Below are 10,236 nucleotides of genomic sequence, written 5' to 3'. Positions count from 1 at the left end.
CCGATGTGGAGCGGGTGATGTCACTTTGTAGCCGAGATTGGATAAAACTGACCTAATGTTTAATCCGATTGGTATAAAAACAGTCGTTTGAATATGAAACCGCCGTCAAAGGCGGTTTTTTATTATCCGGGCAAAAAAAAAGCCCACGGCGGATGCGGTGGGCAAAGACAATTCAGGATGGATGTTCACAGACAGTGAGTGCGTCTGGACACAGACCGGAAAATAAACAGTTGAGCCGTCGCGAGCTCTCAGAGTCGGTTCATTTGATAGAGCTGAACAAAGGAAAGCTTGTAGTAACGGATGGTTTTAGCAACAAACTTTTTCATCTTCGATTCCAATAGACAGGTTCAAATTGATCGTCGAATACGTACCGTGAACCCAGATTAACCGGCCTGTATCCAAGGGTATGCCCTCACTGCGAGGCGCATTGTAGGAGTTCGAACCGACCCGGGCAAACAAGAAAAATTGCACTTTTCAAATTAGTTTATCTAATGTCTTGATTGATGAAATTGGTTCGCATGAGTATGCATTCTTTGCAGTTTTAAATTGAGTTTTCGAATCAGATCGCCTGACCCGGATAACATGGGAAAAGGCGCGTCATCCACGCTTTTCAAATTTAACGGGGTGGCGGGATGTTAAATTCTTAAATTGATTTAAATCAATGTTTTACGATTTGTCATGTTTTGTGATCCGGCTCGCGTCAATAATCGTGAAATAGATTAAAAATGCCTTTTAAAGCCATGTATGGCGGGTCCTTTTACATTGATTTCAATCAAATAAAGGTGATATAAAAACCCGGTCATCATGGGCGAGAATAAATTCAGGCTGATTGTTTTGTAATTGTTAAACATTAGCTTTGTTTGTGTTCTCGTATTGCCTTGTTGTTAATGCCAGTGGTTACTGAACGCGTTTTGTTGTGACATGTCTCAATGAGGCTCATTCGATAACCTCCAACGGAAGCTTTGTGCTTAAAACTTAAAATAGCCGTGCCAATAATCGGTGAGGAAACATCATGATTGCTGAGCATGTGGTAGACCTATCGCGGTTCCAGTTCGCTGCGACGGTCCTTTATCACTTTTTGTTTGTACCCCTGACGCTGGGAATGGCTTTTCTCCTGGCGATCATGGAATCCGTCTATGTGATGACCAACAACACCATCTACCGGGACATGACCAAATTCTGGGGTAAGTTGTTTGGTATCAACTTTGCCTTGGGGGTCACCACAGGCCTGGCCATGGAGTTCCAGTTCGGGACGAACTGGGCGTACTACTCCCATTATGTCGGCGATATCTTCGGGGCCCCGCTGGCCATCGAGGGGCTGATGGCCTTCTTCCTGGAGTCCACCTTCGTCGGTATGTTCTTCTTTGGTTGGGATCGTCTGAGCAAGCAGCAGCATCTGGTTGCCACCTGGTTGATGGCGCTGGGTACCAACCTCTCCGCCCTCTGGATCCTGGTCGCCAACGGCTGGATGCAGAACCCGGTTGGTGCCGAGTTCAACTTCGAATCCATGCGGATGGAGATGATGAGCTTCGCTGACGTGGTGCTCAACCCGGTTGCCCAGGTCAAGTTCGTCCACACTGTGGCGGCTGGCTATACCTGTGGCGCCATGTTTGTGCTGGGTATCTCCTCCTACTACCTGCTGAAGAATCGTGATGTGGCGTTTGCCCGTCGCTCCTTCGCCATTGCCGCCGCGTTCGGTATGGCTTCCATCGTGTCCGTGCTGATCCTCGGTGACGAATCCGGTTACGAGACCGGTGAAGTGCAGAAGGTGAAACTGGCCGCTATCGAAGCCGAGTGGGAAACTGAACCTGCTCCGGCCGCCTTTACCCTGTTCGGTATTCCGAATCAGGAAGAGATGCGCACCGACTACGCCATCAAGATCCCCTATGCACTGGGCATTATCGCGACCCGTTCTCTGGACGGTCAGGTAACCGGTCTGAAGGATCTGAAGAGCGAGCACGAACTGCGCGTCCGCAATGGTATGACCGCTTACGACCTGCTGACCAAGCTGCAATCCGGTGACAAGTCTGACGAGACCCGCGCTCGCTTCGACGAAGTGAAGCAGGATCTGGGCTACGGTCTGCTGCTCAAGCGCTACACCAGCAACGTGACCGACGCGACTGACGATCAGATCAAGGCCGCGGTGGATGACTCCATCCCGCAGGTACTGCCGCTGTTCTTCGCCTTCCGCATCATGGTTGCCGTCGGCATGCTGATGCTGGTGCTGATCGGTATGGCCTTCTATGACAGTGCCCGTCACCAGATCGGCCAGCGCAAGTGGCTGCTCAAGGGTCTGCTGTGGGGTATCCCGCTGCCGTGGATCGCGATCGAAGCCGGCTGGTTTGTGGCTGAATATGGTCGCCAACCGTGGACCATTGCAGAGGTGTTGCCGACTTCCCTGTCTGCATCCAACTTGCCTGCAGCTGAAATCTGGTTCTCTCTGATCGGTATCTGCCTGTTCTATACCGTACTTCTGGTTATCGAGATGTACCTGATGTTCAAGTATGCCCGTCTTGGCCCCAGCAGCCTGAAGACTGGCAAGTATCACTTTGAACAGCTCAAGGCATAAGGAGAGCGACCATGTTTGATTACGAAACTCTGCGTGTCATCTGGTGGGCTCTGGTCGGCGTACTGCTGATCGGTTTTGCCATCACTGACGGCTTCGACATGGGGGTAGGCGCACTGCTCCCGTTCGTCGGCAAGAAAGATGTCGAGCGCCGCGTGATGCTCAACACCATGGGGCCGCACTGGGAAGGAAACCAGGTTTGGCTGGTCACTGCCGGTGGTGCCTTGTTCGCTGCCTGGCCGATGGTGTATGCCGCGACATTCTCCGGCTTCTACATCGCCATGATCCTGACGCTGATGGCGCTGTTCCTGCGTCCGGTCGGTTTCAAGTACCGTTCGCTGCGTGCTGATGCCAAATGGCGCAGCAACTGGGATTGGGCCTTGTTCGCCGGTAGCGCCGTGCCGCCCATCGTCTTTGGTGTGGCCTTTGGCAACCTGCTGCAAGGTGTTCCGTTCGAGTTTAACCAGTTCATGATGTTGACCTACCACGGCAACTTCTTTGGCCTGCTTAACCCGTTCGGCATCCTGGCTGGTCTGGTGAGCCTGTTCATGCTGCTCACCCAGGGCGCAACCTGGCTGATGATGAAGACCGATGGTGAAGTGCTGGCGCGTTCCCGCACTGCCGCCATGATCTGCTCACTGGTGACCCTGGTGCTGTTTGCTGCCGCGGGTTGGTGGGTAAGCGGTATGGAAGGGTATGTCATCGTCAAGGCTGCCGCGACCGACGCAGTATCCAACCCGATGAACAAGGAAGTTGTCCTGCAGGCTGGCGCCTGGATGAACAACTACACCCTCTATCCGTGGATGGTGGCCGCTCCTGTACTGGGTCTGGCCATGAGCCTGCTGACTGGGCTGTTTGCCCGCATGAACATCGGCTGGCTGGCGTTTACCAGCTCCTCGCTGGCGATTGCCGGGGTCATCCTCACCGCCGGTTTCTCCATGTTCCCGTTCGTGATGCCCTCAAGCCTTGAGCCGTCACTGAGCCTGACCATGTGGGATGCTACCGCCTCCTTCAACACCTTGCAGGTGATGACTGTGGCTGCAGCGATCTTCGTACCGATTGTGCTGGGTTACACCCTCTGGACTTACATCAAGATGTTTGGCCGGGTAACCAACAAGCACATCGAAGATAACCAACAATCTCTCTATTAAGAGGTGCGCTGACAATGTGGTATTTCACCTGGATCCTGGGGCTGTTGCTGGCCTGTGCATTTGGCATCATCAATGCGCTGTGGCTGGAACACACCGAGAACATGGATCGTCAGATCGATGAAAACAAGTGATCGACTCGCCAGGCTGGCCGCTCCACTGGAGCGCCAGCCGTGGCAGGGGTTGATGTTACTCGCGGCGGCCTTGTTGGCCGTCGCTATTTTACAGGCCCCCAATCTGATCGCGGCCAACACCAGCGAGCATGGCCACTGGCTTGCTCCCTGGCTGATGTGGGCCGTCTGTTGTGGCGTACTTAACGGGCTTGGCTTTCATCTGAAAAGCCTGCCCGGACGTGTGCTGTTCAACCCCTGGCTCGCCTGGCCCAGTTTGTTGTATGGCCTCTGGCTGACACATTCATATTTCCTTTCATAAAAAACGGGGGGAGGCAGGATTTCCCTGTCTCCCCCTGCTTCTTTCCTATTCAGCCCTGCGCTATGATAGCCCCCCATCTGACTGTCGAATGGATCACAGATTGTTATGGGGGAAGTCTTTGAGTTTCCGGTGCGTGTCTACTACGAAGACACCGACGCCGGGGGCATCGTCTACAACGCCAATTATCTCAAGTTTATGGAACGCGCTCGCACCGAGTTTCTTCGTGCCAAAGGGGTCGAACAGGACGTCTGGCTGCAGGAGGGATATGCCTTCGTGGTGAGCCGAACTGAGATCGATTTCCGCTCGGCGGCCCGTTTTAATGAACTTTTAACTGTATTAACGCAAGTGATTGAAGTGAAACGCGCATCCCTGCGTTTTTCGCAGCAGATCCTGGCGGCTGATGGACGACTGATCACCCAGGCCATGGTACAGATAGCCTGTGTCAGTCATCCGCAAATGAAACCTGTAGCTATACCTGAAAAAATCAAGGGAGTGCTGTTAAGTGCACGCTGAAATTTCGTTTATTGGCCTGTTTTGGCAAGCCAGCCTGTTGGTAAAACTGGTCATGATGACCCTGATGAGCATGTCTATTGTCTCGTGGGCGCTGATTATCCAGCGCTCCAAGGCGATCAAGGCGGCCAATCTCGCATCGGAACAGTTTGAAGATCGCTTCTGGTCAGGGGTCGATCTCAATCGCCTCTATCAGGAGTCCTCTTCCCGCCGCGATGATATCGAAGGCATGGAAGATATCTTCTACTCCGGCTTCAAGGAGTATGCCCGCTTGCTCAAGGCCGGTGCCCGTGGTCAGGATGCGGTGATGGACGGTACCTACCGCGCCATGCGCGTCTCCCTCTCCCGTGCGGTGGATGAACTTGAATCCAACCTGCCGGTGCTGGCGACCATCGGTTCCATCAGCCCCTATATCGGTCTGTTCGGTACCGTATGGGGGATCATGAACGCCTTTATCGCCCTGGGTCAGGTGCAGCAGGCCACCCTGCAGATGGTGGCACCGGGTATCGCGGAAGCGCTGATCGCCACCGCAATGGGTCTGTTTGCCGCGATCCCGGCGGTCATCTTCTACAACCGCTTCTCCAACAAGGTCGAGCGGCTGGAAAACGCCTACGCCAACTTCATGGACGAGTTCACCACCATTCTGAACCGTCAAATTGCACAGCAGCAGGGTGATCAGTAATGCAAACCTATCAGCGGATCCGGCGCAAGAAGGTGGCCGAGATCAACGTGGTTCCCTATATCGACGTCATGCTGGTGCTGCTTATCATCTTTATGGCGGTCACGCCGGTGATCACGCAAGGGGTCAAGGTGGATCTGCCACAGGCTGAGTCCGAGCAGTTGCCGGAAGATGCCAAGCCGCCCTTCATCGTCAGCGTCAATACCGAAGGCGAGTATGTCATCAAGGCTGGCGAAGCCGATGATGAGCCGGTGCCAAGCGGCACGCCAGAGGCGATGCAGCAATACATCACCGAAAAAGCCATGGGCTATCTGGCGATCAACCAGAATGCCCCCGTGGTGGTCGCGGGTGACAAGGCCGTGCGCTACGAAGAGGTGATCCTGTTGATGGTGGCCCTCAAGAATGCGGGCGTGCCTCAGGTTGGCCTGATGACAGATCCGGTGAACTAACGGAGATGGATGTGAAGCGTGGTATTTCCGGTTATCTCATCGCGTCGTTTCTGCTGCACCTGATCATCGGCATCATCCTGTTTGTCGGGCTCGATTTCAGCAAACCGAAGCGACCCGAATCGAAGGGGCAGATCGTCAATGCCGTCATGCTCGATGAGAATTTCCTCAACGAACAGGCCAAGCAGATCCAGCAGCAGAAATCTCAGCCCAAGCCTCAGAAGGTAGAGAAAGAGAAGGATAAGGAAGACACGGATCTCGCCAAGCGCGAGCTGGCTCAGAAACAGGAGCAGCTTCGTATCGCCGAGACCAAGCGCAAGCAGGCCGAAGAGGCCACCCGTAAGGCTGAGGCCGAGAAGCAGAAGAAAGTGGCCGAGCAGAAGCAGGCGGAAGAGAAGGCCCAAAAAGCCGAGGAAGCCCGCAAGCTGGAAGAGCAGAAGACCAAGAAGGCCGAAGCCGAGCGTAAAGCGGCGGAAGCCGAAAGCAAGGCGCTGGCGCTGAAGAAGAAAAAGGAACAAGAGAAGAAAGAGGCCGAGGAGAAGGCCAAGGCGGCAGAAGCCAAGGCCAAGAAAGCGGAAGCTGACAAGAAAGCCAAGGCCGAAGCCGAGAAGAAAGCCAAGGCAGAGGCTGAGAAAAAAGCCAAAGCCGACGCCGAGAAGAAGGCCAAGGAAGAGGCTGACAAAAAGGCAAAAGCTGACGCAGAGAAGAAAGCCAAGGCAGAGGCCGACAAACAGGCCAAGATCGCGGCTGAGCGCAAGCGTAAAGCAGCCGAGCAGGCCAAGCTGCAAAAAGAGATGGAAGAGATGATGCAGCAGCAGCTGGCGGCTGAGGCGAATGCCCGCAGTCAGGCAGCATCGGCAGCAGCGCAGGGTGAAGTCGACAAGTATGCGGCGCTCATCAAGGCCACTGTTGAGCGGTATATGATTTTGGATCCCACCATGCGGGGCAAAACATGTACTATCGGCGTACGTCTTGCGAGCAGTGGCTTTGTCATATCGGTAGATAACGGCCAGGGTGACCCGGCGGTCTGTCGCTCCGGTAAGGCAGCTGTCCTGAAAGCCAATCAACTGCCAGTGCCGAAGGATCCTGCGGCATTCGAGATGTTGAAGGAATTTAACCTGAAGTTAGAACCGAGTATCTAAGCGTGATAAAACGAGGTTGTTTACAAGTGGTTGGCAGCGTCTCGCAGAGAAAGGAATTTAACCGCTCATTTTTATTGGAACCGAGTATTTAAGCCATGATCAGAAAAGTATTTTTTGCTTTGGTTGGCTGTTTGTTGCTGGGCCAGAGTGCCCAGGCGGCCCTGGACATCGTCATCACCGGCGGTATTGATAGCGCACGCCCCATTGCCGTCGCCCCCTTCAAGTGGGAAGGCAACGGGCAGCTGCCGCAGGACATCGCGGAAGTGGTCTCCAACGACCTGATGCGCAGCGGCAAGTTCAAGCCGCTGGCCCGCGGCCAGATGCCGCAGACCCCGAGCAGCAGCAGCGAGATCAACTTCGCGCCCTGGGCTTCCCAAGGGGTTGAAGCCGTGGTGGTGGGTTCCATTTCGGCAGTCGGTGACGGCACTTACAAGATCAACTTCGAGCTGGTCGATGTGCTGAAAGGCCAGCTGGCCAAGGCGCAAGGTGGCGAGAGCAACGGTTACATTCTGGATAGCCGTATGGCGACCATCCCGGGTGCCCAGATGCGCCAGTTTGCTCACCGCATCTCCGACATCGTCTATGAGCGTCTGACTGGCGAGCGTGGTGCCTTCCTGACCCGTCTGGCTTACGTCTCCGTACAGCAGGGTACCCAGTTCCCGTACCAGCTGCGTATTTCTGATTACGACGGCTACAACGAGAAAACCCTGCTGCGCTCCCGTGAGCCGCTGATGTCTCCCTCCTGGTCGCCGGATGGCAGCAAGCTGGCTTACGTGAGCTTCGAGAACCAGAAATCCGAAATCTACGTGCAGGATATCTACACCCAGCAGCGCAGCCTGATCACCAGTTTCCGTGGTATCAACGGGGCGCCGGAGTGGTCTCCGGATGGTCGTCGTCTGGCTATCGTTCTCTCCAAAGATGGGTCACCGAACCTCTATGTGGTTGATGTCGCTAGCAAGCAGCTGACCAGGGTGACTACCAGCCGGGTGATCGACACCGAACCCTCCTGGCTGCCGGACGGGCAAAATTTGTTGTTCACCTCTGAACGTGGTGGCAAACCCCAGATTTATAGCGTAAATTTGGCGACTGGTATGACTCGCCGGATGACTTGGGAAGGTGAATCCAACCAGGGTGCATCCATTACTCCTGATGGCAAAATCATGGTGATGGTAACCCGTGTTCAGGGGCAATACCGTATTGCCCGTCAGGACATGGAAAACAATGCCCAGTTGGTCCTGACTCAGAGCGCACTTGACGAGTCCCCAAGTGTGGCACCCAATGGCAGCATGATCATTTATGCCACCATCTATCAGGGTCGTAAGAGTCTCGCGTTGGTGTCGACTGATGGTCGCTTCAAGGCTGTGCTTCCGACCAGTAGCGGTGAAATTCGTGCACCAGCTTGGTCGCCCTTCTTGAATTGATAAAAATCCAATTGTTTTTTGTTTTGTTATAAAGGTTTAAGGAAATAGCATGCAACTCAATAAACTGCTCAAGGGTTTGGCCATCGCACTGCCACTGTTCACCCTGGCCGCTTGTAGTTCTTCTTCTGATTCTGACGCCGCTGGCGCTGAGTCAGGTATGACCGACGGCATGGGCGGTGTACAAACCGGCGGCGCCAACGGCATGTTGTCCCCGGAAGAGCAGATGCGTCAGAAGTTCGAAGCACTGCAACGTGACAACGTGATCTACTTCCCGTTCGACGGTTACGATATCCAGGGTCAGTACGCTGATCTGCTGGATGCCCACGCCAGCTACCTGCGCGAGCGCCCGAGCGTTAAAGTCCTGATCGAAGGTCACGCCGATGAGCGCGGTACTCCGGAGTACAACATCGCCCTGGGCGAGCGTCGTGCCAAGGCTGTCGCCAAGTATCTGCAAACCCTGGGTGTGCAGGCCGAGCAGCTCTCCATCGTCAGCTATGGCGAAGAGAAGCCGCTGGACATGTCCCACACCGAGGATGCCTTTGCCAAAAACCGCCGCGCGGTTCTGGTTTACTAAGGTTTGAACCGAACGAAGTTCGTTTATATGCAAGCGGCCATTTCGATGGCCGTTTTATTTGCACTAAACGCCAAGGTTTGATCCGAATGAAATCTGTATAAGCGAGCGACGATGGCGCTGGCCGTTTTATTTGCACTAAACGCTAAGGTTTGATCCGAATGAAATCTGTGTACAAGCAAGCTGTTGTTGCGCTGGCCGTATTGGTTGCTCTGAATGCGCATGCGGCGGCTCCTGTCAGCGATCTGGGTGGTGACTCGGGTAGTGGGGTTGTCCTTAGCGGCAACAACGGCGCCATCGTGCCCACCGGTAGCCTGGAAGATCGGGTTGCCCTGCTGGAGCGCACCCTCAATGCCCGTCTGCGGCTGCAAGCTGAATTGCAGCAACAGGTTGACTCCCTGCAAGGGGAGGTTTTCGAGCTGCGTGGTCAGCTGGAGCAGCAGACCTACCAGATGGAACAGTCGCAAGAGCGTCAGCGTCAGCTCTATCAGGAACTCGACAAGGTTGCCAGCAGCCAGCAGGCGGCTCCGGCTGCTGCGGCCCCTGCAGCTGCCGCTACACCGGCTGCCGCAGCCAATTACTCAACCAATCAGGATGAGAATCAGGCCTACGACGCCGCGGTCAACATGGTGCTCAAAGAGAAGAACTACGACAAAGCCATTCCGGCTTTCCAGGGCTTCATCAAGCAGTACCCCAATTCGGGCTATGTCCCCAATGCACACTACTGGCTCGGCCAGTTGCTGTTCAACAAGGGTGACAGAGCCGGTGCCTCGGCCCAGTTCTCGACCGTGGCCAACAAATACAGCAAATCCCCCAAGCGTGCCGATGCGCTGCTGAAGCTGGGTATGCTGGCGCAGCTGGATGGCAAGAAAGCGGAAGCCAAAACCTTCTATGAACAGGTGATCAAGGGCTATCCCAACACCTCGCCGGCCCAGTTGGCCAGACAGAGTCTGGCCAAGCTGTAACATTGCTGTATGTCACTGTTTTCGTAACGCTACTGTAAAAACAGCCCACATTTGTACGCACAGTGAGCAAACGGATTTAAATTACGAATTTTCTGTTGCACCGGAAATTTAAATCCGTAATATAGGCCGCCGTCAGAGCCGAAGCAGTAATGCAGTCGGAACTGGTCGTGGTGAGGGTCGTTAGCTCAGTCGGTAGAGCAGTTGACTTTTAATCAATTGGTCGCTGGTTCGAATCCAGCACGACCCACCATTTTCTCCACTCGGTGGAGACAGAATTCCCAGGTCGTTTAGCTCAGCTGGGAGAGCACCTCCCTTACAAGGAGGGGGTCACTGGTTCGATCCCAGTAACGACCACC

Annotated in this window: 11 protein-coding genes and 2 tRNA genes; all 13 read left to right on the top strand. The window is 54.7% G+C overall.

The features are described from left to right. The first annotated feature begins 1,012 nt into the window (after positions 1-1,012). Positions 1,013-2,569, top strand: a complete 1,557-nt coding sequence (locus PG888_RS18865) for a cytochrome ubiquinol oxidase subunit I (RefSeq protein WP_270694022.1) — start codon at positions 1,013-1,015, stop codon at positions 2,567-2,569. A gap of 11 nt (positions 2,570-2,580) precedes the next feature. Next, positions 2,581-3,717, top strand: a complete 1,137-nt coding sequence (cydB, locus tag PG888_RS18860; protein ID WP_182938256.1) for a cytochrome d ubiquinol oxidase subunit II — start codon at positions 2,581-2,583, stop codon at positions 3,715-3,717. 14 nt (positions 3,718-3,731) lie between these two features. Next, positions 3,732-3,848 carry a cytochrome bd-I oxidase subunit CydX gene (gene cydX / locus PG888_RS18855; RefSeq protein WP_005304933.1) on the top strand — a complete coding sequence of 39 codons (117 nt, stop codon included), beginning with the start codon at positions 3,732-3,734 and terminating at the stop codon, positions 3,846-3,848. Then, positions 3,835-4,146: a cyd operon YbgE family protein gene (locus PG888_RS18850; RefSeq protein WP_075113178.1), complete on the top strand. Its 312-nt coding sequence runs from the start codon at positions 3,835-3,837 to the stop codon at positions 4,144-4,146. The genes cydX and PG888_RS18850 overlap by 14 nt, the downstream gene beginning before the upstream one ends. A gap of 105 nt (positions 4,147-4,251) precedes the next feature. Continuing rightward, positions 4,252-4,659, top strand: a complete 408-nt coding sequence (gene ybgC, locus PG888_RS18845; RefSeq protein WP_042063599.1) for a tol-pal system-associated acyl-CoA thioesterase — start codon at positions 4,252-4,254, stop codon at positions 4,657-4,659. After that, on the top strand, positions 4,649-5,338 hold the full coding sequence (tolQ, locus tag PG888_RS18840; protein WP_042063600.1) for a protein TolQ: 690 nt from the start codon (positions 4,649-4,651) through the stop codon (positions 5,336-5,338). Before ybgC ends, tolQ begins: the two co-directional genes overlap by 11 nt. Then, positions 5,338-5,784 (top strand): protein TolR, encoded by a 447-nt coding sequence (gene tolR / locus PG888_RS18835; RefSeq protein ID WP_005335733.1) that lies wholly within the window; start codon positions 5,338-5,340, stop codon positions 5,782-5,784. Before tolQ ends, tolR begins: the two co-directional genes overlap by 1 nt. A gap of 5 nt (positions 5,785-5,789) precedes the next feature. Further along, the gene (gene tolA / locus PG888_RS18830; RefSeq protein ID WP_042063601.1) at positions 5,790-6,923 is read left to right on the top strand and encodes a cell envelope integrity protein TolA; all 1,134 of its coding nucleotides are present in this window, start codon (positions 5,790-5,792) and stop codon (positions 6,921-6,923) included. Between the two features lie 95 nt (positions 6,924-7,018). After that, positions 7,019-8,344: a Tol-Pal system beta propeller repeat protein TolB gene (gene tolB / locus PG888_RS18825; RefSeq protein ID WP_033135654.1), complete on the top strand. Its 1,326-nt coding sequence runs from the start codon at positions 7,019-7,021 to the stop codon at positions 8,342-8,344. Between the two features lie 49 nt (positions 8,345-8,393). Next, positions 8,394-8,918 carry a peptidoglycan-associated lipoprotein Pal gene (pal, locus tag PG888_RS18820; protein WP_005304908.1) on the top strand — a complete coding sequence of 175 codons (525 nt, stop codon included), beginning with the start codon at positions 8,394-8,396 and terminating at the stop codon, positions 8,916-8,918. 158 nt (positions 8,919-9,076) lie between these two features. Beyond that, positions 9,077-9,880 carry a tol-pal system protein YbgF gene (gene ybgF, locus PG888_RS18815; protein WP_270694017.1) on the top strand — a complete coding sequence of 268 codons (804 nt, stop codon included), beginning with the start codon at positions 9,077-9,079 and terminating at the stop codon, positions 9,878-9,880. 174 nt (positions 9,881-10,054) lie between these two features. Next, positions 10,055-10,130: transfer RNA gene (locus tag PG888_RS18810), tRNA-Lys, on the top strand. Positions 10,131-10,161: 31 nt separating this feature from the next. After that, a tRNA-Val gene (locus tag PG888_RS18805) sits at positions 10,162-10,234 on the top strand. Positions 10,235-10,236 lie beyond the last annotated feature (2 nt).

It is taken from the genome of Aeromonas sp. QDB23 (assembly GCF_027707745.1).
GTDB classification, from domain to species: Bacteria; Pseudomonadota; Gammaproteobacteria; order Enterobacterales; family Aeromonadaceae; genus Aeromonas; species Aeromonas allosaccharophila.
The sequence above is the reverse complement of the archived record's forward strand: the minus strand, read 5'-3'. Positions and strand labels throughout refer to the sequence as shown.

What these genes read in the sequence shown, in the direction of transcription:
- PG888_RS18865 (WP_270694022.1), top strand. Translation starts at nt 1,013, where the DNA reads ATGATTGCTGAGCATGTGGTAGACCTATCGCGGTTCCAGTTCGCTGCG.
- cydB (WP_182938256.1), top strand. Translation starts at nt 2,581, where the DNA reads ATGTTTGATTACGAAACTCTGCGTGTCATCTGGTGGGCTCTGGTCGGC.
- cydX (WP_005304933.1), top strand. Translation starts at nt 3,732, where the DNA reads ATGTGGTATTTCACCTGGATCCTGGGGCTGTTGCTGGCCTGTGCATTT.
- PG888_RS18850 (WP_075113178.1), top strand. Translation starts at nt 3,835, where the DNA reads ATGAAAACAAGTGATCGACTCGCCAGGCTGGCCGCTCCACTGGAGCGC.
- ybgC (WP_042063599.1), top strand. Translation starts at nt 4,252, where the DNA reads ATGGGGGAAGTCTTTGAGTTTCCGGTGCGTGTCTACTACGAAGACACC.
- tolR (WP_005335733.1), top strand. Translation starts at nt 5,338, where the DNA reads ATGCAAACCTATCAGCGGATCCGGCGCAAGAAGGTGGCCGAGATCAAC.
- tolA (WP_042063601.1), top strand. Translation starts at nt 5,790, where the DNA reads ATGGATGTGAAGCGTGGTATTTCCGGTTATCTCATCGCGTCGTTTCTG.
- tolB (WP_033135654.1), top strand. Translation starts at nt 7,019, where the DNA reads ATGATCAGAAAAGTATTTTTTGCTTTGGTTGGCTGTTTGTTGCTGGGC.
- pal (WP_005304908.1), top strand. Translation starts at nt 8,394, where the DNA reads ATGCAACTCAATAAACTGCTCAAGGGTTTGGCCATCGCACTGCCACTG.
- ybgF (WP_270694017.1), top strand. Translation starts at nt 9,077, where the DNA reads ATGAAATCTGTGTACAAGCAAGCTGTTGTTGCGCTGGCCGTATTGGTT.